Origin of the sequence: Pontibacter sp. BAB1700 (assembly GCF_000277005.1) — a bacterium.
GTDB lineage: Bacteria > Bacteroidota > Bacteroidia > Cytophagales > Hymenobacteraceae > Pontibacter > Pontibacter lucknowensis.
Genome location: NZ_AKIS01000070.1, coordinates 1 through 26190, shown reverse-complemented (window position 1 = coordinate 26190; position 26190 = coordinate 1). Strand labels below are relative to the sequence as shown.

Below are 26190 nucleotides of genomic sequence, written 5' to 3'. Positions count from 1 at the left end.
TTTCTTATACTTCTCCTTGCCCTAAATCATTGAATTTAGAATATACTGGCACTATGTACTACTTTCCATAATATAAACTTTCACTATACTACGGTCCTAAATTCATCCATCTTACAAAACTTAATTTCTAAGCCTGCCGTTTAAGCGGGTTATTGTAATAGAAATGATGTTTCACGAAATGGATTGCATATGTTTAGGGTCAAAATACTCGCAGTAGTAGTCTCCATTTTTGTAACTTTTTTCGACGAAATGGCTTATCCGGAACCTGAGGATCCAAGCCCTGCAAGTGAGCATCAAGCTCCGGATTTATTAACTCCACGACTTATAGAAAAAATACAAGAATACCCCGAGTACCCAGAAACCTTTACCGTAACGGCCACTGTTTACTACCCCGAAAGAGGCCAGACTGACGGAAATCCCCTGATCACAGCCGACGGCTCCCGCATTAACCCCAAAAACCCTAAAAAACATCGCTGGATTGCTCTTTCACGTGATATGTTGTCACGTTGGGGCGGTGATATACAGTATGGTGATACGGTGTGGGTACGCGGAATTTCAGATGAACTGGATGGGCAGTACATCGTGCGGGACACCATGAACCGACGCTTCACAAATCGTATCGACATATTGGTAGGACGCAGAGACAAGATTTATGGCAAGTGGGACAACGTGCAGATTGCAAAAGCCGAATTTCCGGAAGTGGAGCATCACTTCCAGCCAAGTGATTTTGGCTTCGCTATGAACCGCTAAAACTTGTTTGGTTACTGGCAGCAGGCTTGTATGGTGATTTTGCTTATATTGGAGCTCCATCAAGCTTAAAGCAATATGACAAGAGACGAAGCACGCGCCATACTGGAGCAGATGACTACCAGCGAAAGCCTGCTGCGCCATGCCCGCACCGTAGAGCTGGTCATGGAGGCCTATGCAAATAAGTTAGGAGAGAACACTGAAGAATGGGCAATCGCCGGCCTCCTGCACGATGCCGACTACCAGGCCTACCCGGAGCAGCACCCGAATGTGATCGTAAACCAGTTACGTGAGAAAGGGGAGGAGCGCATTGCCCATGCCATATCGGCGCACTATACGCATTGGGATGTACCTTATGAGACTACCCTCGACAAAGCCTGATCGCCTGCGACGAGATAACGGGTTTTATTGTAGCCTGTGCGCAGGTGCGGCCACAGCGACTCGAAGGGCTGGGGGCAAAGTCAGTGATGAAGAAACTGAAGACCAGTGGATTTGCCGCTTCTGTTGACCGCGAAGAAGTACGCATAGGTGCTGAGCTCTTCGGAGTGGATTTAAAAGAGCATATCGACTTTATCATCGGGGTGCTGCAGCAGCACCAGTCTGAGCTCCAGCTCGAACCTTTGGAGCAAGACGAAGCCTAAGCAGCATAATGTAAATTTATACAGGCCGTGCCGGTGCAGTGATTTTGCGTCGGCACGGCTTTTCTTTTAAGCCAGGTAGTAACGCAGCGCCTCCAGACCTTTGGTATCATCTTCGGCCTCTACTACTTCGTCTATTACAAACTGAATTTCCTGTTCGCTCCAGTTCTCCTTCTCAGCAGCTCTGACAAACAGGTCGATGGCGGCATAGCGGTTGATGCCGGCAGGTAGGGTGACTTTTACTTTCTTTCGGATATTCATGGTGTGTACTTGATTGGAGTAAGATTACGCAGCCTGATTCACAAAATCAATTTTTTTTATTGATCCCCCTTTATCTAACGAAAGGCAGACCAATGTTATACCCGCATTTGTATAGCGAGGCCTGATGAAGAGACTAACCCTTTGCGGTGGTGGTCGTTACATTAAGCTATACCCCTGCAAAAATGGATAGCTTATGGAGAAGGAAATCTTTACTATGGACCAAATGGCAGAGCTGGATAATTTTACGATCATGCATTTGGCCGCGCCCATTATTGTAGCCTCTGTACTGATCGAATGGTATGTGGGTGTAAGAAAGAAGCGGAACTACTATGACAAGCGTGATTTTATGGCCGCTGTTTCCATCGGTTTGGGCAGTATCATACTGGGGGCTATGCTCAAGGTCACACTTTTTTACATATCACTGGTCATCTACAATGCGGTGCCCTGGGCCATACCGCGGTCCTGGTGGGGATTTGTTTTGGCTTTTGTGCTGGTGGATCTTTGCCGTTACTGGGCACATCGTATCTCACACGAACAACGCTTTTGGTGGGCGACACACGTCACACACCACTCTTCTGAGAAAATGAACTTCTCAGTCTCCTTTCGCACCAGCTGGACCCAACACATCAAGTTCCTATTTTTCCTGCCCGTGCCTTTCCTGGGCTTTGATCCCCTGACATTCTTCGTATGCCACCAGTTAGCCGTGCTTTATCAGTTCTGGGTGCATACCGAGCTGGTCCGGAAGCTGCCTGCACCTATTGAATATATCTTCGTGACGCCCTCACATCACCGGGTACATCACGGCTCCAACCCCAAGTACATCGATAAGAATTACGGATCCACTTTCATTTTCTGGGACCGCCTTTTCGGGACTTTCCAGGAAGAAGAGGAGCGTCCAACATATGGCCTGACCAAACCTGTCAACTCTTACAACCCGGTCTACCTGGTGTTCCATGAATGGGTGGATATCTGGAGAGATCTGCTGCATGCCCGGTCGTTCAGAGAAGCCTGGGATATCCTGTTCAAACCACCGGGAGCTATCGTGACGGCTCACCAGCGGGAGCGGGAGGAACTGGCGGCACAACAGCCAGATGCGCCTGAGGTGGCGCCCGCCCTGCAAGTGGCCACGGCTATACCTGCCGAAATGGAACTGGGGGAACAAACAGGTCCGCCTGAAAACAGACAGGTGGGACTGAAATAAAAAAGCATGGCGGCCGCCATGCTTTTTTATTGCTCAATATGAACTAGTAGCTGTTATCGTACTGCTGCCCCGGACCCTGGCTGGGGTTGCTTCTAGCCTCACGTGGCACACCCATCTTCTCTTCGCGGCGTGACTGGTACTGGGCAAACTGCTGCTCCGTGAGGATATCTTTGATCTGTGAAAGCCTGGTCTGGCTGATAATATCCATCTGTTGAGCCAGTTTTGGCGGATTATCGCGGTGCTTTTTGCGTGCCTCCTCTGCAAACTTCATGCTGTTGCGGTTTACATCCTTCAACGCAACGGCCTGTTTCGGGCTAAGGCGCAGGTTCTTCACCATACCGGCTGTTATCTCATCGGCACGCTGTTCCAATGTTTTAGGCGAACTTTGGGTTGTGCCAGCCTTTTGAGCGGGGCCCTGTGCAAACACAGTGGTTGCGGCGAAGGCAAAAAATAGGGTGGCAAGAACTGTCTTTTTCATATCTCTTTTAAAGCTTATCATCGGTGCTTTCTTCTCTATCAAATACTGTTCCGGTATTTCGGCGCAGGTCTCTCTGCAACAAGCCCGGTTCAGGTATAGTTTCTATACCTGTTTGCTGGTCAGATAACGCTAGGACTCGGAGTGGAAGTATACCTTGTAGAAGTGCATGCCGCGCTCCTGATCGAAACCGCGCTCTACGTACTGCTCACTCTGCTCCGGGTTATACCCGCTGAACTTGATCTCGATCTGGGTGTCAAGTTTGATGAAGTTGCGGAATTTGCGCTTCATGTTCTTCACCGTGTTTTTGTTGATCGCAAAATCGGTAAAGCCCTCGATATCCCGCTCCTCGGCAAAGGCCTGGGTATAGTTTTTGAATCGCTCCGCCGTTTCGGGTTCGTCGATCACGCTGCTGGTGAACTCCTCCAGATCAAAAGTCTCGCTCTTGGAGAAATAATCCACGGAGCGGCTAATGAAGTCTACCTGTGCTTTTTTGCTGTCGGTCTGGGCAAACACCTCTTCTGAGAAATCCTTACAGAGGTTGAGGGCCGTCTTGGTATTGAAGTTGGTGTCCTTGAGCTCCGTCACGTGCAGGAAGTCCTCTTTCCAGAACACGGCGTCGGTGCTGTTGGCGTCCACAATCTTCACCCGGAAGCCGTCCTCGGCCTCGGTATTGAAGATCAGGCAGCCTTTGTCCACGCTCTTGATGTTCACCCCGAAGTGGTAGTTCATGCTCAGGTCGTCGTCCTCTTCCTGAAAGGTCAGGAAAGTGTCCTTGTTCTCTGACTTGAAAATGCCGATCGCATCCACGATGTCGTCTTCCATCACGCAGCCCGACAAATGCACCACGTACAGCTCACCGCTTTTCACTTTTGGGTGGTCTGACTGTTCGTACAAGTGGTTGAGCACATGCACGGAGTACTCCAGAAACTTCTGCGGCTCTGTAAACATCAGGGCAGAGTATGCGAACATTTCGTTCAGGGCGATATCGGACACGTGGTGGAAACGGAAAAACTCCTCCTGCTTGAAAGGTGCCAGAAAGTAATTGGTCAGCAAATCACTCAGTTGTTCGTCCCGGAGATCGACCAGTTCTTTCGAAATAATCACGCCCTCTTCCTTGGCCTTATTGCCTACCCGGTGCACGGCCAACCTGTTCAGCCGTACCTGTCTTTTGTCATTCATCTGCCTTTGCGTTTATACCTGCCCCTGTTCTGAGCCATGGGCTGCAAAGGTAAGGAGCAACTATACCTATGGGCAAATAAGATGCATGTAAAAAATATTTTAAACTATAATTAGCTGATTTTAAAATATTTACGTCTGATTGTGAACTTTTTTTAAAACGTTAGGTCCAGATTTGGCACGATTCTTACATCAGGGTAATTAAGCTGAGCAGCTTATTTCTTGTTTTTCAATATTTAAGGATAGGTGTGATGAAAAAGATATTTCTACTACTGGCCGTCGTTCTGGGAATGGCGGTAACGCAGGCAAATGCGCAGCAAAAGCAGCCCGTGCGCATCGGTATAAAAGCGGGTGTGAACATGGCCGAATGGCAGGGACAGACCATTAACAGTGCCCAGGATCTGATGGATATGACCAATGGTTCCCTGAGCCGCGAGATGCGCGAAGGATTTCATATCGGCGGTGTGGTGTCTATACCTATCGCGCCTGGCTTTGAAATTGAGCCGGGCCTGCTATACTCTCAAAAAGGTATGCGCCTAGTTGGCAAAATCCCGATGGAACAGTTTGACTTCCTGAACGCGGGTGTTACCGTGACAAACAAAGCAGAATACATTGATTTGCCGATTCTGGCAAAGATTTTCATAGGCGACGGCTTCCATATTTTCGCCGGTCCTCAGTTCTCATACCTGTTGTCTAATAAAGTACAGGTACGGGCTGGAGCTCTGGGTTTTAACGCCCTGAACCAGGAGTGGGACATGAACAGTGGCTTCCGTGAACTGGATGTGGCGGCAACCGGTGGTATAGGCTACCGCTTTGCTAGCGGCTTTAACCTAAGTGCAGGTTACGACTACGGCCTGACTACGGTGGACGCCAATCGCAACTTCGACACCTTCAACCGGGTGATCAAAGCTTCTGTAGGATTTACTTTCTAAATAGATATTGTTTGTTAAAGTGTTTTGGTGAAACACACAGGCCGCTACTTTTGGTAGCGGCCTGTTTCGTTTTACAGCATTACCCCGTTGTGGGCGCACAGCCTGTAACCCTGGCCGTGTATGTTGATGATCTCGACAGCAGGGTCGTGGCGGAGGTACTTTCGGAGCTTGGCAATGTACACATCCATACTGCGGCCCGTGAAGTAACTGTCTTCGTGCCAGATGCGGAGCAAGGCCTCCTCTCGTGGCATCACATCGTTCAGGTGTTGGCATAGCAGGCGTAGTAACTCGGCCTCTTTCGGTGAAAGCTTCTGGATATCGCCATTGTAGTGCAGCAGGCGCAGCTTGTACTGGAAGCGATATTGCCCGATGTTATATTCTGTCACTTCCTGCTTTTCAATGGTCGGGTTGCCGCCTTTGCGGTGCATGATCGCTTTTATTTTGTAAAGCAGCACTTCGGAGTCAAAGGGCTTGGTGATGTAGTCGTCGGCACCGATCTTAAACCCTTCGAGCATGTCCTCCCGCATGGCCTTGGCCGTCAGGAAAATCAGCGGCATATCAGGCTGCAGCTTCTTGATTTCGCGGGCCAGTGTGAAGCCGTCCTTGCCTGGCATCATCACATCAAGTATGCACAGGTCGAAGCTGCCTTTTCGAAAGCCGTAATGGCCTGGCAGCCGTCGGGGCATAGCGTCACCTCGTAGTCATGCAGCTCCAGGTAGTCTTTCAGCACGATCCCAAAGTTCGGGTCGTCCTCGGCAAGTAGTATGTTCAGTCCTTTGTCGCTCATGAGGTGATGTATTTAGGTATAGGCTTTAGATTAAAGATGCCGCGCAAGGTGTACTGGTTGCATGGCGCACATATCAGGCACTGGCAGGTATAAACACCTCAAAACGGCTGCCTTTACCCGGCTCGCTTTGCAGCCGTATGGTTCCATTATGGGCTTTCACGATGGCTTTCACGTAGCTGAGTCCCAGTCCGAATCCTTTCACGTTATGCAGGTTACCGGTTGGCACCCGGTAAAACTTGTCAAACACCCGCAGTTGCGTGTCGCGGGTCATGCCCATGCCTTTGTCCTCCACAGCCAGTAGGGTGCCACCGGCTGTGTTGTAAGTTTCTACGCGGATGGCAGGGCGATCTGGTGAGTATTTATTGGCATTGTCCAGCAGGTTGCAGATGACGTTGTAGAAGTGCACTTCGTCCAGCTCAAGCTCAGGGCCAGTGGCATGCAGGTCGGTGGTGATCACGCCTTGCCGTTCTGCTACCTGCAGGTGTATACTTTCCACGGCTTTGAGCACCAAGGCATGTAGGTCTGTCCTGGCCAGGTTCATCTGGTAGTCGTTCTTCTCGAGTCGGGCTATCTGCAGCACATTCTCCACCTGAGAGTTCATGCGCTTATTTTCCTGCCTGATGATGCCGGTGTAGTACTGCACCTTCTCCGGGCGGGCGTATACCTTGGGGTTGGAGATGGCGTCAGCGGCTAGCGAGATAGTCGCGATCGGCGTCTTGAACTCATGCGTCATGTTATTGATGAAGTCATTCTTCATATCGGAGAGCTTCTTCTGCCTGAAAATAATGTGAATCGTGGTGCCAAAAGTGGCGACCATGATCAGGGTGAAGAGCGCCGAGAAGGCAAGCATCATCCAGAGGGACTTGAGCGCATAGGCCTGGCTGTCAGGAAAGTAGACGGTGAGCTGGTCAGACTTGTCAAATATGTCATTCGGAAAGAGACCGGCCTTGTAAGTGGCAAAAGAGTTAATGCCGCTGACAGGCAGGTGGCTGGCCATCACCGTATCCTGCTGACCGGATAGCACCCAGTAGCCAAAATCCAGTGCGATGCCTTTGTCCTGCAGTTCGCTCTGCAGCATAGGCTTCAGTTCGTTCAGGTTCATGCGCTGCGCCAGTGGGATGTCCTTGGCCACATACTCCACCACCATTTTCTCCACCACGTCATTCAGCTTTTCCTTTTTCGCCTCTATTTTGGCAGGGTCTGGCTTGGCAGCTACAGTCGGCTGGGCTGGCGTGCTCTGAGCAGGTTTTGAAGTTGTGGCAGGTATAGTACTCGATTTTGCCCTGGCCTGAAGTACTGAGTTGTTGGATGACGCCTCCTGCGCGGGTCTTCGCTCTTCTGGCCTGTGAATGCTCCGGAAGGTAATCTTACTACCCGAAAGAACCGCTGGATCTGATACGATGGTCTCGGTATAGTTGCTGCCACGGGCGGTATTTTCTTTCCTGTAAATGAAAATACTGTCCTTCCGCACGTTGATAGAGGCTATGTCAGCGGGTGAAAGCGTTTGGGTGATGAAGTTGTTACGACGGAGGCTGTCCAGGTGCAGGGCTATGTACTGCAGGGTATCCACCGAAAAGTGAACGGTTCGGCCATTCAACTGGCGGCTATACCTGACTGTACTGTCCGGTAGGCGACGTATACGCAAGGTGCTGTTCTGGCTCAGGCGATGGGCGCGGGCCTGCATGGAATCTACCTGGGCTTGCCAGGCGGCCATGTGCTGGATATGCTCGATCGGGATAGCTGGCATGGCGGGCATACGCACACCAGGAGGCAACAGGTGTTGTACTGCAGAGTCTAAGGAACTAAACTCCACCCGGAAACTGCGGTTCCCGGTATATGGAAAGGCCTGCCCTTTTATGCTTCTGAAATGCGTGGGCTCGTCTGACTGCTGCTTTTCTGGCGGCGCTATACGTGCTGCTGCTATACCTTTTGGTTTGCTTTGTGAGGCAACCGCGCTGTTGCCCTCAGGCTGATCAGAAGATTCTGACTGCCTGGCGTTCGTAAAAGATACTTCTGTAAGGGACGGTACGCCATGAAGCGGCACTGTTTCCTGTGCAGGCTGCTGGAGCGTAGCCATACCGCTAGCCACTGCTGAAACAGCCTCCTGCGTCTCCAGCTTTTCGACCACCCGGGCAAGCGCCTCGTGCACGCTGCGGTCAAATTGCTCCTGCTTCACTTGTATGGCATCCGATATCCAATACAGCTGAAGCCCGACCATACCGAGTAACGATATGCTCATCAGCACGATAACACCTATGATAGTCAGTCTGCTCACATAACAAATTTACGTATTTCGTCCGGCTTGTCCATCACTTTAACTTTTCCTTAACAGACTTTAACCTGGCTTTAACGCTTCGGGCTCCCGTGCTGGCGTACATTTGTAGAAACGATTCGCTAACCCATTATACCCCAACACTATGAACCTCTTTCTCAATCTTCAGACCTTGCTCAGACTGGCCATAGCCTTGCTGATGGGGCTATTGCCCTTCTACCACGCCCTGGCGCAGGAGTCTGGCCAGCAAAAGCACAAGATGCATATCAAGTTGATCCGCACTGTGGATGGTGAAACTGTGGTGATTGATACCACTTTTACAGCCGAAACAGAGGAGGCCATCGGCAAAGCCCTCAAAGCTGCCCGGCTGGATACGGCGCACATGCGCCTGCTGGATGGGAAAGTCAAAGCCTATACCTTGGGAAAAGAGGGGAATGCCATGTTCAGGGCCAGGGTACAAAGTATAGAGGGAGATAGTGCCATGCGGCGTGCTCTGAGGGAGGTTCGGGTGCTAACGCTTTCTGCCGATAGTTTGAGTAAAGAGATGGTGAAGCGGATGGAAGTGCTGCGAGGTGAGGGTAAGAACCTGACGTTAAAGGGGCACCCTGACACTTATATTCGGATGCACCGGGACTCTGCTTTTACATTCAGGATGCTTGACGGGGAGCGTCTGAAGGATATAAATCCGAAGGAAATAGAGCGCATTGTCGTGCATGCGATGCCAAGTCATGTCCGTATCGACTCGCTAATGAAACTGCACGAGAACCTGAATATCAAGGTGATTGTAAAAGACGGTGATAAGAAAGTATACCGCATCCATGAAGACGGTAGGGAAGAAGAAGTGACGGGCGAGGAAGTTGGATTGCACTTTGCAAGACCGGGCCGGGCTATTTTTCTCGTACACAAAGCCAGAGTAGAGGATGTGACCAAAGCTGACAAAGAACAACTGAAGGCATCCGGTGCTCCTGTGGAGATGAAGTCACGCGAGGAGCTCAAAATCGAGGAGATCAACTTCCACCCAAATCCAAACAATGGTCGCTTCAAACTTAAGTTCGCACTCAAAAACAAAGGCACCACCGTGGTTCGGGTGATGGATGACAAAGGTCAGGAAGTGTTTGTGGACACGATCGAGAAGTTGGAAGGTGTGTACGAGCGGGAAATAGACCTGACCCCATTTGGCCGGGGCTTGTACTTCCTACAAGTGGCCCAGGGTGGCCGCTACCATACTAAGAAGGTGTTAGTTCAGTAAATTAGATTTGTAGCATAGTTCAGTAGAAAAGCCCGGTGCCTGCAGTGCCGGGCTTTCTGCTTTATAACTCTTCCGGCCCGCTGTAAGTAAAAAGAACAGGACTTATACCTGAATCAGATGAAAAACTTTATATACCCTTTCATATTTCTACTACTCTTCCAGGTTCCGGCAGAGGCACAATCGCAGCGCGCCTATGATGCCACTTTGAGCGACTATGCTTACCGTTACCCGGTGAACTACCTGGAGGTGGAGCAGGAGGGGCAGAAGTACAGAATGGCTTACATGGATGTGTCGCCGCCCACCAGTTTTAAAAATCCGCAGACAGTGGTGCTCCTGCATGGTAAGAACTTTCTGGGGGCTTACTGGCAACAGACGGTTAACTTTCTGGCAGGGCAGGGATTCCGGGTTGTCGTGCCTGATCAACTGGGCTTCGGCAAGTCAGACAAGGCAGAAGTGCATTATAGTTTTCACCAATTGGCGCAGCACACCCGGCAATTGCTGGATCACCTCAAAATCAGCGAGGCCGTTATGGTCGGGCACTCCATGGGGGGCATGCTGGCTACAAGGTTCGCACTTATGTATCCGGAGACGACCGCCAAACTAGTGCTTGAGAATCCAATTGGACTGGAGGACTACCGGCGCATCGTACCTTACAAGAGTTTGGATGAGCTATACCAGGAAGAACTGAAGCGCACGGAGGCAGGCATTCGGGACTACCACAAGACTTACTATACCTCCTGGAAGCCAGCCTATGAAGAGTGGGTGCGCATACCTGCGGCCCAGTTGCGCAGTCCGGACTACCCGCTGGTGGCTCGGGTGGCAGCGCATACCTATGCCATGATCTATGAGCAGCCAGTAGTGTATGAATTCAGCGAGTTAAAAATGCCTGTGCTGCTGGCCATCGGGCTGGAGGATCGCACGGTGGTAGGGAAGGCCTATATCAAAAGTGAAGAGGAGCGGAAGCAGTACGGACAATACCCGCAACTGGGGCAGCAAACGGCTGGAGCTATACCGAATGCCCGATTGCTGGAGTTGAACGGGGTGGGCCACATTCCGCATATCGAGGCAACGGACCAGTTTCATAAAGCGCTGCTGGAATTCCTGAAGCAGTAAGCTATACCTGGCGCCAGATCTTAATGGTGGTGGTGATGATCGTGCTCGTCGGGCTTGCTGTTGAAGTTGACAATCGTGCCCAATCCAAAGAATACAAACCAGCAAAGGTATAGCGCATTGAAATTCTCCACTGTTTTGTCGATAAACAGTAGGATAATGTTCGCCAGTATAGTCATCACCAGACCCGTCATCGCCACAAACTGGTAAGAGTTCATCTCACGTGGGTCATATATTTTCGATAGTTTCATAAGCTTTCTTGCTGCCGGTTCTCTCTTTAACGCAATTGGGGTGCCATACGTGCCATTCGTTTGCGTTATTTCGCTCAAAGATAATCTAAAGATGTGGTAGATATATAATAGTATTCAGTTGATTACTTATGTTAAATAAAAATTTACCGCTCCTAACTGATCTCCCGGCAGAGCGTATACACAGGTAAACTAACGAATTGAATTATGGCAACCAGAGACGAAGATATACAGAACACGCCCAACAGCCCGAAGAATGTAAACGACGAGCATCGCAAAGGACAGACGATGGGCAACAAACCTGACCCATCTGCGAAGCGCAACGTGGGGTATGGGGGAGCGTTGGAGCGAGCTGACCAGAAAGATAGCCTGGAAAACCTGCATATACAGGGAAACGAAACGACCGGCTATGGCGCCAACAATCCTAAGAGCACGGAGGAGTTTGCACAGGGCCCCGGCTTCGAGTACGAGGGCAGCGACACGGCCATGGACGATGATGTGAACGGCATCCGCAGTCGTCAGCAGCCTTTCGGGGAGGATGATACTGAACCGAATGACAGCGACCAGAGTCGCATTTAAGACAGGCTATACCTGAATTCAGCAAAAAGCCCCGCCTCTTCAACAAGAGGCGGGGCTTTTTATGTTATGAACGGCTAGTATTCCAGATTTCCGGATGGCCTGCTTTGACCGCCGCCTTTTTTATCCCGCCAGTTTCTGCGGTTGCCGCCAGCTGAGCGGCTATTGGTTCCTGCGCTTGCTGTAGCACGGCTGCTTCCTTCGCTTCTGCCTGTACGACCGTTTGAATTTCCACCTGATCGTCCATTACCACTTCCGGATGGCTTGTTGCCACTTGCAGCACGGTTGCAGTTGTTAGAAGCTGTTTTGTTCCGAGGCTCTCTTCCGGCAGGGCCTTTCGGCTTTTTGGCATGCTCGAGGTTAACAGATAAGTGCTCTGGCAAAGCAAAAGGATGGTCTGCATTTACTTTTATCTGCTTGTTGATCAGCTTCTGGATGTCACGCAGGTAATAGCGTTCTTCCTCATCGCAAAACGACAGTGCTATACCTGCATTGCCGGCACGGCCCGTACGGCCAATGCGGTGCACGTAAGTCTCGGGTTCGTTTGGCAATTCATAGTTAATCACATGCGACAGCTCCTCCACATCAATGCCGCGGGCGGCAATGTCAGTAGCCACCAGCACACGGGTAGAACCTGCCTTAAAGTTGCTCAAGGCACGTTGACGCGCATTCTGTGACTTGTTGCCGTGGATGGCTTCTGCCTGTATATTCGCTTTGTTCAGGTCCTTGGCTACCCGATCGGCGCCATGCTTGGTTCTGGTGAATACCAGCACACGGTCGATCTCAGACTCTGAAAGAAGGTGACGCAGCAGCTCCCGCTTGTCGTTTTTCTCTACAAAGTATACGGCCTGACCCACTTTCTCAGCGGTAGATGAGACAGGGGTCACTTCCACTTTTACCGGATTAATCAGTATGGTGTCAGCCAGATCCTGGATAACAGGCGGCATGGTAGCAGAGAAGAACAGTGACTGTCGTTGCTTTGGCAGCATCGGGATGATGCGCTTGACGTCATGGATAAAGCCCATGTCCAGCATGCGGTCCGCCTCATCCAACACGAAGAACTCTACGTGCTTAAGCGAGATAAAGCCCTGCCCGATCAGGTCGAGCAGACGGCCTGGTGTTGCGATAAGCACGTCTACGCCACGCTTCAGGGTCTGAACCTGCGCATGCTGCGACACGCCACCGAAAATAACGGTATGGCGCACGCCAGTGTTTTTGCCGTAAGCGGCAAAGCTTTCGTTGATCTGTATGGCCAGCTCCCGTGTAGGAGTCAGGATAAGCGTTTTGATGGTGTTAGATGCTCTGTTTTTTTGGTTGTGCAGCATCTGTAGCACAGGTATGGCGAAAGCAGCTGTCTTGCCTGTGCCCGTCTGGGCGCAGCCAAGCACGTCGGTGCCAGCCAAAAGGTGTGGAATAGCCTGTTCCTGTATGGGCGTAGGCTGGGTATAGCCCTCCGCCTGAAGTGCCTTCAGGATAGGATCTATTAAATTTAATTCGCTAAATGTCATGTATGATTGATTATTGCAAGCTACAAAGGTAAGTCTATTATTCCGGCTTGCGCTTATTTATTTGTAAACCACTATACTGCTACTCAGCGGGTATAGGATGGTCGAATAAGGGTACAACAGGAAGTGTATCGTAATAATTCAAAGCAGGTATGCACAGGGCAGTTCTGTTTTGCAGCAGCCTGTAAATGCGGCAGGGCAAAATGTTTTATTAGATTTGCGTAGGTATAGGCAGGTATGTCCGCTGCATTGATCCATTTGGTGTGGCAAATACCTGCTCTTAATTAAACAAATTAAATGACACAGCCACACACGTTGCACATCCGCAATATGGTATGCCCCCGTTGCCTCAAGGTGGTGACCCAGGAGCTCGATAAACTTGACTTAGACCCGGTAGCCATCCAACTGGGTGAAGTAAAGCTGGAGCAGGCGCCTACAACGGAGCAGTTGCGTAAGCTGCGGGAAGCGCTGCAGGAAAATGGCTTTGAACTGATTGAAGACAAGAAGGCAGAGCTCGTCGAAAAAATCAAAATTGCCATCATCGAACTGATCCGCTCGGGAGAGGTGGAAAATCTCAATGTTAACATCTCAGACTATCTGGCACAGCAGCTTGGCCGGGACTATCACTACCTGAGCACACTCTTTTCGGCCGAAGAAGGACTCACGATTGTACGCTATGTCGTGCTGCAAAAGGTAGAACGGGCCAAAGAACTGCTGGCCTACAACGAGTTGAGTCTGAGTCAGATCAGTTTTCAGTTGGGATATAGCAGTGTGGCGCACCTGTCGGCGCAGTTTAAGCAGGTAACCGGGATGTCGCCATCAGAGTATAAGAAAGCCGCAGCTCCATTGCGGAAGCCGCTTGATAATGTAAACTGATTCAACTGCTTATGGAGAAGGGAAATTACGGGAAGTTTATGCTGATGCTTGGACTTTCCTTTTTGGTGATGTATGCCGTCATGTTCAGCAATGTAGCCGAAATAAGTCACATTCATCTCAACCTCAACCGGCTGTACATGACTATCCTGATGGTGGCTCCTATGGCTTTGATCATGCTAGGAGTAATGCGCTCGATGTACAGAGACCAAAAGATGAATGCCATCATCGCCGTCATGAGCATCATGGCCATTGTTGGATCATTTATTATGCTGCGTAACCAGTCCTATGTTGGTGACAAAGCATTTATCCATTCCATGATCCCGCACCACTCTTCTGCTATACTGGTCAGTGAAGAGGCCAGAATCAATGATCCGGAATTGAAGAAGCTGGCAGAGGAGATCATCCGGTCACAGAAGAAAGAAATTGCAGAGATGGAGAAAATTCTGCAGCGGGTAGACTGAGTAAGCAGGAAGTAATGCAGTCCTAAATCACTAAAAAGCAAGAGCGCATGCTGCGTCGGTACTGACTTGGCATGCGCTCTTGCTTTTTGAAGCAGGAAAATTACTCTACCCGCATCAAAAATTCTTCTTTGATGAACTCGAGGATCTCAGGTGAAAGGGGCTTCGAGAAAAACTCCTTTACTTCCTTGTGGCTGCGGGCACACTGTATGTCTTTGCGGTCCACAGCTGAGGAAAGCATAAATAAGCTACACTTTTGGGTGGCGTATTCCGGAAGTTTGCGATACTCCTCTATAAAATTCCAGCCGTCCATTCCGGGCATGTTGATATCCAGGAAGATCAGATCAGGGAATTTTTCTCCAGAAGGTTCCACAGAAGATTTCAGAAAATCAAGTGCTTCTTCAGCTCCTTGAAAGCTGAAAACGTCCTCAGCAAAGTTCTCATTTCGGATGATGCTTTCACAGACAAAGTTGTTCACTTCATCATCATCAATCAAAACTACTCTTTTCAATATATTCATTACTACAGGGTGTGTCTAAAATAAATGTTAAAAGTAGTGCCGACATTCACCTGACTATCTACTTCTACTTTGCCGCCAAGCAGCTCAGCCTGGGTTTTAACAAGATGCAATCCCAAACCCCGTCCTTCTCCGTGAGCATGAAATCGCTTGTATAAACCGAAGACTTTTTCTTTTTCCTTACTCAGATCGATCCCAAGACCATTATCTGATACGCTGAGACAAATATAGTTAGGAATAGTGAAAGTTTTAAGCCGCAGATACAAATTTCTGTCAGGGGATCGGTATTTCAAAGCATTTGTGATGAGATTATGCATGATGCTGTGTACATAGCTCCGAACGCCAATCACGTTGGGCGCCTCTTCGAAGTCCCGCTCCAGCCTGATATGCCCTCCCAACAGCTCATTGGGGAGGCTATCATAGATTTCTTCATAAACATCTTCAAACTTAATCTCTTCCCGCACATTGTTGATTTCACTCCGGATCGTGAGTAGGTCGTTGAGGTCCCGAATGGTGGTGTCGAGTAGTTTGGCAGACTTAAACAGGTTGTCAATCACCCGGGGGTTCATAGGTGAGTCGGGCTTGTGTTTGTTGTATATGGTGGTGAGACCGAGAATGTTAGCAATTGGAGCTCTCAGGTTATGTGATACAATGTAAGCGAACTGCTGCAGATTCTGATTTTGCTTCAGCAGTTGGTCAGTCAACTCGTCCCGCTTTTGCTGAGCCTCCTTGTAAGATGTCATGTCAGAAGCAGAGCCGTCGAGACGGTAGACGTGTCCGTTTTCATCATTTCTGGGTGAAATACGCAGCATCAGCCATTTACACTGGTTGTCTTTTGTTATGATGCGTACTTCGTAATGCTGGCGCTCGCCCTTTTTGAGTTCAGGCAGAATATGCTGCTCTATGTAGGCTCTGTCTTCCGGGTGTATTCTGTTGCACCAGAGTTCAGCCTGTGCTGTAAACTCTTCTTCTGTATAACCCGTCAGTTCGAGGCACTGCGGACTCACATAGAGCATCTTTAGGGCAGTGTCAGCAGAGAATATCATTTCCGGTATGTTTTCCAGGGTTGATTGCAGCAGGTTTTTCGCCTTCAGGGCTTCCTGCTCAACCCGTTTGCGGTCAGTGATGTCCTGCACCGAGCCATGGAAACGGACTAGTTTGCCCTGCGCATTATATTTCGGTTCTCCAATTTCAAAGACCGTACGCCTCTGACCATCAGGCCGAACAATGGTGTGCTCCACCGATAGGATCCTGTTATTTTCAGAAGCTTCCTTTATCGCCCCCCATATGAGCTCATGTTCCTCCTCTGGCACAAAATGGATGAAGTTGAATCGGGATGGAATAAAGGACATCTTGTTAACGCCATAAATAGCATACACACTGTCAGACCAGGTCAGCTGGTCACGCTCCACATCGAGCTCCCAGTTGCCCAGCATGGCCAGTTGCTGAGCCCGGGCCAGTTGCTCCTCGTTGCGCCTGATAGTCTCCAGCGCCAGTTTGCGATCTGAGATATTGAGCACACTCAGGCAACGGCCAGCACACGGTTATCCGGTCCAAGCACTGGACGAAATGCTATTTCATGCCAGAAATCGCCATGGCCATCTTCATACTGGATGATCTCACCTTTCATAGCACGTGCATGCTGTTCCCGAAACTGCCTGCCTTTTTTCTTCGCCAACCAAATCCAGGAAGTTCATCCCTGTTTTTAGCTCTTTCATCAGCATGTTGTGCACATCTTTCTTTGCCACCGCATTGCACATCATCACACGCATTGATTTATCGAGCAGGTAGATCGCCTGTGGTGAGCTGTCAAGCAGTGCCCTCAGGTTTGCCTCACTCGCCATCAGTTTTTCCTGTGCTATGACCTGTTCTGTAATATCGATCATGGTGCCGTTCCAGATCACGTGACCAGCCTCTCGCCAGGTAGGCAGGCCGTGGGTCTGCACCCATTTCCATTGGCTGTCCTGCGGCTGCCTGATCCGGAAAATCACCACCAGGGGAGACAGACTGCGATAAGAATCAGTGATGGCACTCAGAACCTGGGGCACATCATCAGGCTCGATGTGCCGGTATAGCGCCGTAATGTTGCCATACACCTCCTCAGGACTTATATGGAAAAGGTCGTGGATGCCGTCACTGACAAATGTAAAGGCGTAATGGGACAGGCTCTTCATCTCCAGCTGAAAAACAGCGCCCGGTATACTGGAGCTGATCTCTCGCAGCTGTTTATCGTTTACCTGCAGTTTTTCGATCATTTCCAGGCGCTCATCCACGTTTATAGCGACAACCAGGCGCGGCATGCTTTCCCCAATGCGCGGCAGCGCATGAGAAATCGCCTCGACCTCAAACTCACTGCCATCGCTGCGTTTATGGCGCACCCTGCTTTGCTGCGACTCCAGCTCGTCTACCTGGTCCAGCCTGAACTTAAGAAGCGGCACGTCATGCTGCGGCCTTACGTCGAATATATTCAGCGCCAGGAACTCCTCTCTGCTGTAACCATACTCACGGAGGGCGGCCTTGTTTACGTCCAGGAACTGCATCGTGAGCCGGTCATACACCCACATGGGGATAGGGTTCATGTCGAAGAGCATCTTATACTTCAGCTGGCTCTCGGACAGCGCTTCCTGCAGCTCCTGACGTTTCTGCATTTCGGCGTTGAGCAATTTGTTATCAGAACGCAGCCGTTGAATGACATTGCGGAGCAGAAGAGCGGCGGCAATGCTTATCAGTATGATAATGGCAAGTACAAGCCGGTGACTTTGTACAAACGACGAGATAGAATGAGATGCCTGCTGGCTGCTTTCGCGGGTAGCCTGGCGTATACTTTCACTTAAATCCTTGAGGTAATTCTGGTGATGCCGGTATTCAGGGGTGATCACCATGCGGTTATAGGCCAGGGCTTCTGCTATGTTGCTACTGCGGCTAAGTTGCAGCAAGTGCTTGACCAGGGTATCGTGCGCAGCCGTCTCATTTTCGAAATTGATAAGAATCTGTTGGCGCTGCTCATCCTGCATCATGGCCTTCAACTGTGTGATGATGTCGGCACTCTGTGCCTGGGCCGCCTGAATGTCCTGTTCGTATTTGTCCTTCTCAGAAGGGCTGTTTGAAGTCAGGTGCAGTAGTACTGCCTGGTGTACGGCATCATCATTGGTCTGCAGGTCGTCGATCAGTTCAAGCTCCTGTAAGGCCAGTACTATATAAGCATCATGGCTGAGCTGAACCTGGCGGGCCTGAAAAAAAGTGTTGGAGATCAGAATGAGCAGGGTGATCAATAAGCCCGCGAATACAAACAGCACAAGATAGGTCGTGCGCGAAGCTGCATGCAGATGCGTGGGCTGGTTTGTTTTCAACATTGGTCAGGTACAGGTGCTTACTAAATTACGGAGCACAAGTATTTGGGTCGCGGATTTTGCACCGATTGTTATCAGTGTTTATCCCCGAACTTAAACAATTGCAACTCTAAAAACAAAAATACAGCCCCCAATAAGTTCCTTTCAATTGGTTTTCAAGTAAATATGATAAAGTTCAGGTATAGGACAGCAGCTCAATCCGTCAAAAATCTATAAACCTTTTAAAAGATAGTGTAACACACAGGGCATGAAAGGGGCGTACCTTTGTATTGATTGGAAGCTAAACCATCGAGATAACATGGAAACAATAGCAAAAACAGCCTATAAAAAAGATACCTTTCCGGTTGAGGGTATGACCTGCGCCTCCTGTGCCTCCAGCATAGAGAGTATGCTGCGTACAGTAGACGGTGTGCAGGAGGCCAACGTGAACTTCGCCGGCAAGACGGTGCAGGTAGCCTATGCGCCGGATCAGGTGAAGCCGGATCAGCTGCGCGATACCCTGGAGGAGATCGGCTTTGAACTGCTGATTGACCAGCATACCGAGGAGGAACTGGAGGAGCGTCAGGAAAAGGCACTAAATATACTCCGAACCAAAACCATTGTAGCAGGCGTGCTGGCATTTCCGGTATTTGTGCTGGGCATGTTCTTCCACAATGCCTTCAGCTGGGGCAACTGGGCCATGCTGGCTTTCACCACCCCGATTCTGCTGTGGGCCGGTCGTCACTTTTTCGTGAACGCCTGGGGCCAGGCCAAGCACCTGCGTGCCAACATGGACACACTTGTGGCGCTGAGCACAGGTATAGCCTTCATCTTCAGCTTGTTCAACACGGTATACCCGCAGTTCTTCTTGAGCCGTGGTCTGGAGCCACACGTGTACTACGAAGCCGTAGCAGTGATTATAGCCTTTATCCTGATGGGTAAGTACCTGGAGGAAGGCGCCAAGAGCCGGAGCTCCGAGGCTATTAAAAAACTGATGGGCCTGCAACCCAAAACGGTGCGTGTGCTGCGCGACGGGGTAGAAGCCGAAATTCGCATAGAAGAAGTGCGTATAGGCGACCATGTGCTGTTGTTGCCGGGCGACCGGGTGCCGGTGGATGGTGAAGTGCTGTCAGGCGGCTCTTATGTGGACGAGAGCATGCTGAGCGGTGAGCCTTTGCCGGTGCAGAAACAAGTGGGAGACATGCTTTTTGCCGGTACGATCAACCAGAAAGGCAGTCTGCAGCTCATTGCCCGTAAAACAGGCGGTGAGACGATGCTGGCCATATCATTAAAATGGTGCAGGAAGCGCAGGGAAGCAAGGCCCCGGTGCAGAAACTCGTGGATAAGATCGCGGGTATTTTCGTACCGGTCGTACTGCTGATCGCGATACTGACATTTGTTGCCTGGGTGGTGCTGGGCGGTGAGGCTTATTTGTCGCAGGCGCTGGTGTCGATGATCTCGGTACTGGTGATCGCCTGCCCTTGTGCGCTGGGTCTGGCAACGCCTACCGCCATTATGGTGGGAGTGGGCAAGGGCGCTGAAAACGGTATCCTGATCAAAGACGCGCAGAGTCTGGAACATGCCTACAAGGCCAATGTCATCCTGCTTGACAAAACCGGCACGATCACCCTGGGCAAACCCGCTGTAACCGATGTGGTATGGGCAAAGGGCGTAGACGGGCAGGAGCGACTGGAGCAGCTTTTCTTTTCGATCGAAGCCAAGTCAGAACACCCGATTGCGCAGGCCATCTATACCTATTACAAAGAGCAGGGGATGCAAGTCTTAGAGCCGGAGTACTTCAATAGCGTGACTGGTATGGGAGTAGAAGCGGCTTTTGGAGGGAGAAAGTTCTTTGCCGGTAACGAGAAGCTGCTGCGCCAGGAAGGTATAAGCATTGAAGGTCAACTGGCAGATGCCGCCCGACAGCTGCAGGAGCATGCAAAAACTGCCGTATACTTCGCAGACGGACAGAAGGCACTAGGTGTGTTTGCGGTGAGCGATCCGATAAAACCCGCCGCTGCCGAGGGTATAGCCCGTATGAAAACGGCCGGTCTGGAGGTATACATGCTCACCGGCGACAATGCCCAGACAGCAGCGGCCGTATCGCGACAGGTGGGTATTACACACTTTGAAGCCGAACTACTACCCGGGGACAAAGCTGATTTTGTGAAGAAACTGCAGGAGCAGGGCAAAGTAGTAGCGATGGTAGGAGACGGTATTAACGATGCGCAGGCCCTTGCCACAGCCGATGTTAGCATTGCAATGGGGCACGGTACCGATGTGGCCATGGACGTGGCCGGCATTACGTTGATGCGCTCTGACCTTGTGCAGGTGGCAGCGGCCGTTAACCTGTCGCGGGCGACGGTACGCACAATCCGGCAGAACCTGTTCTGGGCTTTTATTTACAACGTAATCTGTATACCTGTGGCTGCCGGTCTGTTGTTCCCGTTCACAGGTTTCCTGCTTAATCCAATGCTGGCCGGGGCTGCCATGGCCCTTAGCTCGGTTTCGGTGGTAAGCAACAGCCTGCGCCTGCGTGGCAAGAAATTATAAAAGTATTTTTAATCAGTTTGTAAATTATGTTAAATATGAAGACTTATAAGTTTAAAACGACCATTAACTGCGGAAGCTGTGTGAGAGCCGTAACGCCACACCTCAATAAACTGGAAGGGGTACAGGATTGGAAAGTGGATACTGACAATCCGGACAAAATCCTGGAAGTGAACACCGACAGCCTGGATGCACAGGATATTAAAAGCACTGTCGAAAAGGCAGGATTTAAGGCTGAGCAGGTATAGCCTGTGATTAGCAGAGTACTCTGCCTGCTAAGTCAGGCAGAGCTATTTTATAACAAATGGGCAAGTTGAGGTATCAATTTGCCCATTTTCTTTGTCTATAGACGGGTTTCCTGGGGTGAAGCCGAGCCTTGCTTCTGTTCAGCAAAGCAAAGGTCAGCATAGAGGCACTCGTCAAGGCTAAGCCTAAGAACTCACGCGCTTCTTCAATGTTTTTGATATCTCCTCCACCAATGGCTAGCCCTTCCCATTTTTCAGGCCAGAAGAACACGGCACCTACCGCATAGGCAGCAAAGGCACTCAAAAGCACAGCCTGGCTGATTCTGTTAAGAGAAACCAGGAAACTGAAAATTGCTGCCAGTAGATAAATCGCTATCCAAATGGCAGCATCCGGGTCATTGTATTGCAGCGCAGCAAAGACAATGAAAACAATACCCAGGAGAATCGAGAGGATTTGTTTAAACGCCATAGATGATGGAGATGGTTATCTAGCTATACTAGAATAATTTATAAAAGTTTCGTGTTTTTGTTGTGCTTTTAAAGGCAAACGAGCAGCCTCAGGCTGCTCGTCATAAATTCACAAAACCTAAACTCAAAAACCTACCAGGCCCACTGCGGACAAATGATTTTAGCGGAATTGCGCAGTTTTAGACCTAACACCACTTCATGGCTACCGGAGTTTGTGCTGCCCAGTGGCGATACACTGGCATCGTATGCGTAGCTCAGATCCATCAGGTAGCTGATGTTTATACCTGCCATTACCGTCACCGATTCGTTATGACGATAAGAAGCCGCTGCCCAGATACGATCACTGTACAATGCCTTGAGCGTAGCATCTACTGATACCGGGCTTGGCTGGGCCATCTTTACCATCACCGAAGGTATAAGCGCCAGGTCAGGCGACACATCCAATCGGTAACCACCTGTCAGGAAGTAGTGCTTCTGTAATCGGCCGCTGTTGTCGGTGGCAGTGCCAGTAGTCAGGTGCTCGCGCTTGCTGGGTACGAGCTGTGCACCGGCTATACCTACATAGTAGTTGTAAGAATAGAGCCACAGGCCCATGTTCAAGTCAAATTTCATTTCGTTGATCCGCCCATCGTTGATGGCTCTGTCATTTGGGTTGATCACACGCACAGCGGTAGGGTCCAGGCTGTACTGGATCAGGCCTGGAGCTACACCGGCAGCCACACGCAGGGTGCGTGAAAGCGGCTGGTGGTACGCGTAGCTTACATTAAAACTGCTGCGCTTCAGTGGGCCCGTAGCCGTTGTCATGGCCATGGCACCCAAACCATGGTGCGGCCTGATACGACGGTAGGATGTCGGCTTTTTGGTAGTGGCCTCTTTGGCTGGCGAACTGTTGCGCTGCGCCGCTGTAACAGGGGCAACCTCTTTCATGATCGGCGCATGGAAGGTGGCATAGTAGGACACCGGGGCTCCCTCCAGTCCGGACCATTGTTGCCTGGTGCCGATTTTCACGTCAGCATAGTCCTCTATACCTGCTATGGCCGGGTTGAGCAGGTAGTTGTTGAGAGTGTACTGGCTGTACTGCGGCTTTTGCTGCGCCATGGCCTGTGTCGCCAGCAAAAGCACAAATCCTAGAGCTAAAAGTTTGTTCATAGACGGTTATTTAACAATTGTCACACTTCCTGAAAGCGGTTTTTCCTGGTTGTCAAGCTGAATGAGGTAGTAATAAGTGGCGATTGGCAGTTCCTTGCCGTTCTGGCGTCCGTCCCACGGCAGTTTATAGCCCTGTGAGCTAAATACCACATTGCCCCACTGGTTGAACACCTGCACCTTACAGTTCGGGTACTGCTCGATGTTGAGGATCTCCCACACATCGTTCACACCGTCATGGTTCGGGGTAAAGGTGTTCGGCACATACACCAGCTGCTGCACCGTAATGGTCACCTCGTCTGTTGACACGCAGCCAGCCTCGTTGGTCACAGTTACGGCATAAGTCGTGGTTTTCTCCGGTTTGGCGTAAGGGTTGGCGATGTTAGGGTTGTTCAGGCCTTCCGCTGGTGACCAGCTATAGATTGTTCCACCGCTAGCCTGGAGCTGCACCGTTCTGCCCAACATCAGGGTCTGGTCCATACCTGCGTTGGCGCTTGGGGCAGGCACTGTTACGGTTACCGCACGTCGCTCGCTGGCGCAGGACGAAGCTACTTCCTGCACATAGTAGGTGGTCGTGCTGGTCAGTACAGGTGTGGTGAAGCTGCCGCCGACATGAATCGGATTGCCGCCTTTAGCCTGGTTAAACCACTCCAGTCTGCCGCCCTTGCCGGTGGCTGTCAGCGTAGTTTTGGTGCTGTGACAAATGGTCTGGCCACTGGCAACCGGCATAGCCGGCAGCGGGGTCACAGTTACTTTTATCACTTCGCTCACCAATCTCTCGCATGACTCGGACGTGACAACTCTTCTGAACCAGGTGGACTGGGTAAGCACAGCCGACTGGAAGTCTTTGCCATTGTTTAAGCCTGCAGCGGTTGTGTAGCCATTGTCCGGGCCGCTGGTGCTGCTCTCCCAGCTATAGTTATAGTTGCCGCTACCGCCTGTTGGCAGGGTACCCACCAGCAGAGATGGCGCAGTGCCGTAGCAGATGGTCTGGCTGGTGCTGATGCGATTGTTCGCCATCGGCGGACGTACGCTGATGAACACAGCCGCACTGGTGTCTGGCGTTGGGCCTGATAATACCACACGACGGAACCAGGTAGACTGCGTAAGCGCAGCCGGGCTGTAATCTTTGCCCGTACTCTGGCCGGTAGCAGTCATAAAGCCCGTTTTGGCGCCTTTTGTACTGGCCAGCCACAGGTATAGGAAGTCTCCGTCGCCACCTACAGGCACAGAGCCACTGAGTGTAGCCGGTTTGTTGCCCGCACAGATTACCTGGTCGCTGTAAATGTTGTTGTTCGTAACCCCTTTGTGCACTTCGATCAGCACCGGATCAGAAGTGGTTTCGCAACCACCCGAGAACACACGGCGACGGAACCAGGTGGATTCGTGCATTGCACCAGGCGTATAGTGACGGCCGTTGTTTATACCTGTCGCTGGTTGATAGCCGCCCTGTTGGCTATTGCTGCTTTCCCACAGGTAGGTATAGGTGCCTGCCCCGGCGCCACCGCTCGGGTTGGTGCCCGAAAGTGGGGCCGGTGTCTGGCCACGGAAGATGCTTTGGTTCAGGCCGATCGTGTTGTTACTGATGACCGGCGAAACCGTGATCGTCACCACATTCGACACCTGCTGGCACGGGCCAGATTCTACCACGCGGCGGAAAGAGGTGGTCGATGTCAGGATGCCTACGGTCAGGTCGGCTGATGCGCTGCTGTTCACCTTGCGGAATACCCCGTCAGTGCCTGCAGCTTCCCAGTAGAAGGTATAGCTGCCGGTGCCGCCTGTAGGCTGTGAGCCTGTCAGTTTAGCAGGGGCAGTGCCTGTACAGATCACCTGATCCGCAGAGATGGTGTTGTTTGCAATTACCGCATTCACTAGGATGCGTACCTCTGCTGAGGTGTTGAAGCACTCACCGGCCACTACTTTGCGGCGGAACCAGGTGGTTTCCGTCAGCTGACCCGGCTGGTAGTTCATGCCGGTGTTGTTGCCGGCGGCTGTCGCAAACTCAGTGCCTTCCGTGCGGCTTTCCCACAGGTATACCGGCTGCTCGTTACCGCCCGTTGGCCTTGTGCCTTTCAGCTCGCCCGGTATATCGCCTGCACACACAGCATGGGATTGTGTCGTGATAGTGTTATTGCTGATCACCGGCTGAACCACAATTTCCAGTACCGCACTCACCGACTGCTGGCAAGGAGACGAGTAGACCACTCTTCTGTACCACATGCGCTCAGTCAGTGGGACAGGGGCCTGGTAGTTTGGCTGGTTGTTGGTACCAGCTGCGGCGGCAAAGTGCTGACCATCGCGGCTGCTTTCCCACAGGTAGGTATAGCTGCCGTTGCCACCGGCTGGAGTTGCACCTTGTAGCTGCTGCAGTACATCGCCAGCGCAGATGGTGCGCTTCTCCACTGTAATGGTGTTGTTGCTGATCGCCGGCAGTACGTCCACTTTCACGGCAGGGCTGATATGCGCTTCGCACGGGCCTGACAGTACTACTCTTCTGAACCAGGTCGTCTTCTCCAGTGCCTCTGGCTGGAAGGAAGCGCCCGTGGCACCCGCTATCGGGCTGAAGCCTGCTTCAGCACCAGTCACGCTGGCTTCCCACTGGTAGGTATAGTTGCCGTTGCCGCCAGTCGGTGTCGTGCCTGTCAGTGTATTCGGACGCTGGCCGGCGCAGATAGGAGCGCTCGAAGCCGTCAGGCTGTTATTGTCAATCCGCTTGTTAACCGTCACCGTTACAGGGCGACGCTCGCTGCTGCCGCAGCCGTTCACGTTCACGGCCTCCACAAAGAAGGTGGTGGTCTCCTGCAGTACTCCCGTCTCAAAGCTGTAGCCTTCGGACAGGTGGTTTTGTGCAGAAGCGCTGGCATACCAACGGAAAGTGTTGGTGGTGTGGCTGTTCACGGTGAGTGTGGCGGTGCTGCCCTCGCAAACCGTAACAGGAGCCACTGCCGGCGCTGCAGGCAGGCCTACAACGGTCACTTCGACCACATCCGAATTGCTGATACACTCGCCTGACACCACTTCGCGGATGTACCAGGTAGTTTGGGTAAGAGTCGCTGGGCTTGTATAGTGCTGGCCGGTGTTGTTGCCGGGAGCCGGACTGAAGGTCGTGTTCGGACCAATTGTGTTCTGTAACCAACGATAGGTATAGCTGCCGTTGCCGCCGGTAGGCTGCGCACCTGTGAGGGTGGCTGCGGAAGTACCCTCGCAAATAACTGGCTGACCAGCAATCTGGATGGTGTTCTGCTCAATTGCCGGCTGCACCAGTATTTGAATCTCGTTACTCACGCTCTCGCCGCAAGGGCCACCCGCTACCACACGGCGGTACCACATGGTTTTGTCTTTGATCTGCGGGGTATAGTTCAGACCCGTGTTGGTGCCAAGTGCCGGCTCAAAGCTGCCGTTCTCGCTGCGCATCTCCCAG

Annotated in this window: 25 protein-coding genes and 1 pseudogene; 12 read left to right on the top strand and 14 right to left on the bottom strand. The window is 51.3% G+C overall.

From position 1 onward, the window contains the following. The first annotated feature begins 189 nt into the window (after positions 1-189). The 3 genes from O71_RS09095 (at position 190) to O71_RS25500 (ending at position 1388) form a co-directional block, all read left to right on the top strand. Positions 190-750 carry a hypothetical protein gene (locus tag O71_RS09095; protein WP_192811662.1) on the top strand — a complete coding sequence of 187 codons (561 nt, stop codon included), beginning with the start codon at positions 190-192 and terminating at the stop codon, positions 748-750. Between the two features lie 75 nt (positions 751-825). Continuing rightward, positions 826-1128, top strand: a complete 303-nt coding sequence (locus O71_RS25505; protein ID WP_007655747.1) for an HD domain-containing protein — start codon at positions 826-828, stop codon at positions 1126-1128. 44 nt (positions 1129-1172) lie between these two features. Then, complete coding sequence (locus O71_RS25500) at positions 1173-1388, top strand: hypothetical protein (protein WP_007655745.1); 216 nt, start codon at positions 1173-1175, stop codon at positions 1386-1388. A 66-nt stretch (positions 1389-1454) separates the two neighbouring features. On the opposite strand, the gene O71_RS09085 is transcribed toward O71_RS25500, so the two are convergent. Further along, on the bottom strand, positions 1455-1646 hold the full coding sequence (locus tag O71_RS09085; RefSeq protein WP_007655743.1) for a hypothetical protein: 192 nt from the start codon (positions 1644-1646) through the stop codon (positions 1455-1457). Positions 1647-1839: 193 nt separating this feature from the next. Here O71_RS09085 and O71_RS09080 point away from each other — a divergent pair, with 193 nt between their 5' ends. After that, positions 1840-2847: a sterol desaturase family protein gene (locus tag O71_RS09080; RefSeq protein ID WP_007655741.1), complete on the top strand. Its 1008-nt coding sequence runs from the start codon at positions 1840-1842 to the stop codon at positions 2845-2847. Between the two features lie 43 nt (positions 2848-2890). Here O71_RS09080 and O71_RS09075 read toward each other — a convergent pair whose 3' ends face one another. Together O71_RS09075 and O71_RS09070 are read right to left on the bottom strand one after the other, a co-directional pair. Next, on the bottom strand, positions 2891-3325 hold the full coding sequence (locus O71_RS09075) for a hypothetical protein (protein WP_051017733.1): 435 nt from the start codon (positions 3323-3325) through the stop codon (positions 2891-2893). A gap of 129 nt (positions 3326-3454) precedes the next feature. Then, a complete protein-coding gene (locus O71_RS09070; protein ID WP_007655738.1) occupies positions 3455-4504 on the bottom strand; it encodes a nucleoid-associated protein in 1050 nt (349 codons plus the stop codon). A gap of 248 nt (positions 4505-4752) precedes the next feature. Here O71_RS09070 and O71_RS09065 point away from each other — a divergent pair, with 248 nt between their 5' ends. Further along, complete coding sequence (locus O71_RS09065; protein ID WP_071530865.1) at positions 4753-5433, top strand: porin family protein; 681 nt, start codon at positions 4753-4755, stop codon at positions 5431-5433. Between the two features lie 71 nt (positions 5434-5504). Here O71_RS09065 and O71_RS09060 read toward each other — a convergent pair whose 3' ends face one another. From O71_RS09060 to O71_RS09055, 3 genes are all read right to left on the bottom strand, one after another. Further along, positions 5505-6050 (bottom strand): response regulator transcription factor, encoded by a 546-nt coding sequence (locus O71_RS09060; RefSeq protein ID WP_007655734.1) that lies wholly within the window; start codon positions 6048-6050, stop codon positions 5505-5507. Continuing rightward, positions 6050-6220, bottom strand: coding sequence for a response regulator transcription factor (locus tag O71_RS27205; protein WP_007655732.1), 171 nt, complete (start codon positions 6218-6220; stop codon positions 6050-6052). Before O71_RS27205 ends, O71_RS09060 begins: the two co-directional genes overlap by 1 nt. Before the next feature lie 73 nt (positions 6221-6293). After that, on the bottom strand, positions 6294-8495 hold the full coding sequence (locus O71_RS09055; protein WP_007655730.1) for a sensor histidine kinase KdpD: 2202 nt from the start codon (positions 8493-8495) through the stop codon (positions 6294-6296). Between the two features lie 142 nt (positions 8496-8637). On the opposite strand from O71_RS09055, the gene O71_RS09050 reads away from it, so the two are divergent. Both O71_RS09050 and O71_RS09045 read left to right on the top strand, forming a co-directional pair. Next, positions 8638-9741, top strand: coding sequence for a T9SS type A sorting domain-containing protein (locus O71_RS09050; RefSeq protein WP_007655728.1), 1104 nt, complete (start codon positions 8638-8640; stop codon positions 9739-9741). A 117-nt stretch (positions 9742-9858) separates the two neighbouring features. Continuing rightward, a complete protein-coding gene (locus O71_RS09045) occupies positions 9859-10854 on the top strand; it encodes an alpha/beta fold hydrolase (protein WP_007655726.1) in 996 nt (331 codons plus the stop codon). A 20-nt stretch (positions 10855-10874) separates the two neighbouring features. Here O71_RS09045 and O71_RS09040 read toward each other — a convergent pair whose 3' ends face one another. Beyond that, positions 10875-11102, bottom strand: coding sequence for a hypothetical protein (locus tag O71_RS09040; RefSeq protein ID WP_007655725.1), 228 nt, complete (start codon positions 11100-11102; stop codon positions 10875-10877). Between the two features lie 204 nt (positions 11103-11306). On the opposite strand from O71_RS09040, the gene O71_RS09035 reads away from it, so the two are divergent. Beyond that, on the top strand, positions 11307-11678 hold the full coding sequence (locus O71_RS09035) for a hypothetical protein (RefSeq protein WP_007655724.1): 372 nt from the start codon (positions 11307-11309) through the stop codon (positions 11676-11678). Positions 11679-11752: 74 nt separating this feature from the next. Here O71_RS09035 and O71_RS09030 read toward each other — a convergent pair whose 3' ends face one another. After that, positions 11753-13183 (bottom strand): DEAD/DEAH box helicase, encoded by a 1431-nt coding sequence (locus tag O71_RS09030; protein ID WP_007655723.1) that lies wholly within the window; start codon positions 13181-13183, stop codon positions 11753-11755. Positions 13184-13477: 294 nt separating this feature from the next. On the opposite strand from O71_RS09030, the gene O71_RS09025 reads away from it, so the two are divergent. Next, on the top strand, positions 13478-14056 hold the full coding sequence (locus O71_RS09025; RefSeq protein ID WP_007655722.1) for an AraC family transcriptional regulator: 579 nt from the start codon (positions 13478-13480) through the stop codon (positions 14054-14056). Between the two features lie 11 nt (positions 14057-14067). Continuing rightward, complete coding sequence (locus O71_RS09020; RefSeq protein ID WP_007655721.1) at positions 14068-14517, top strand: DUF305 domain-containing protein; 450 nt, start codon at positions 14068-14070, stop codon at positions 14515-14517. A 100-nt stretch (positions 14518-14617) separates the two neighbouring features. Here the strand turns inward: O71_RS09020 and O71_RS09015 are convergent, their stop codons facing one another. The 3 genes from O71_RS09015 to O71_RS09005 form a co-directional block, all read right to left on the bottom strand. Next, positions 14618-15034: a two-component system response regulator gene (locus tag O71_RS09015; RefSeq protein ID WP_040574064.1), complete on the bottom strand. Its 417-nt coding sequence runs from the start codon at positions 15032-15034 to the stop codon at positions 14618-14620. A 2-nt stretch (positions 15035-15036) separates the two neighbouring features. Then, positions 15037-16551: a PAS domain-containing protein gene (locus tag O71_RS21645; protein WP_007655719.1), complete on the bottom strand. Its 1515-nt coding sequence runs from the start codon at positions 16549-16551 to the stop codon at positions 15037-15039. 99 nt (positions 16552-16650) lie between these two features. After that, a complete protein-coding gene (locus tag O71_RS09005; protein ID WP_007655718.1) occupies positions 16651-18384 on the bottom strand; it encodes a PAS domain S-box protein in 1734 nt (577 codons plus the stop codon). Positions 18385-18775: 391 nt separating this feature from the next. Between O71_RS09005 and O71_RS09000 the strand changes: the two are divergent. Together O71_RS09000 and O71_RS08995 are read left to right on the top strand one after the other, a co-directional pair. After that, positions 18776-20913 (top strand): annotated as a pseudogene (locus O71_RS09000) (heavy metal translocating P-type ATPase); the annotation flags it as partial. 35 nt (positions 20914-20948) lie between these two features. Continuing rightward, a complete protein-coding gene (locus O71_RS08995) occupies positions 20949-21158 on the top strand; it encodes a heavy-metal-associated domain-containing protein (RefSeq protein ID WP_007655716.1) in 210 nt (69 codons plus the stop codon). Positions 21159-21231: 73 nt separating this feature from the next. On the opposite strand, the gene O71_RS08990 is transcribed toward O71_RS08995, so the two are convergent. The 3 genes from O71_RS08990 to O71_RS21640 form a co-directional block, all read right to left on the bottom strand. Next, on the bottom strand, positions 21232-21624 hold the full coding sequence (locus O71_RS08990) for a transmembrane 220 family protein (RefSeq protein ID WP_007655715.1): 393 nt from the start codon (positions 21622-21624) through the stop codon (positions 21232-21234). Between the two features lie 131 nt (positions 21625-21755). Continuing rightward, positions 21756-22772, bottom strand: coding sequence for a type IX secretion system membrane protein PorP/SprF (locus tag O71_RS08985; RefSeq protein ID WP_007655713.1), 1017 nt, complete (start codon positions 22770-22772; stop codon positions 21756-21758). A gap of 6 nt (positions 22773-22778) precedes the next feature. Beyond that, positions 22779-26190: gliding motility-associated C-terminal domain-containing protein (locus O71_RS21640; RefSeq protein WP_007655711.1), on the bottom strand; the 3412-nt coding region annotated here is incomplete at its 5' end.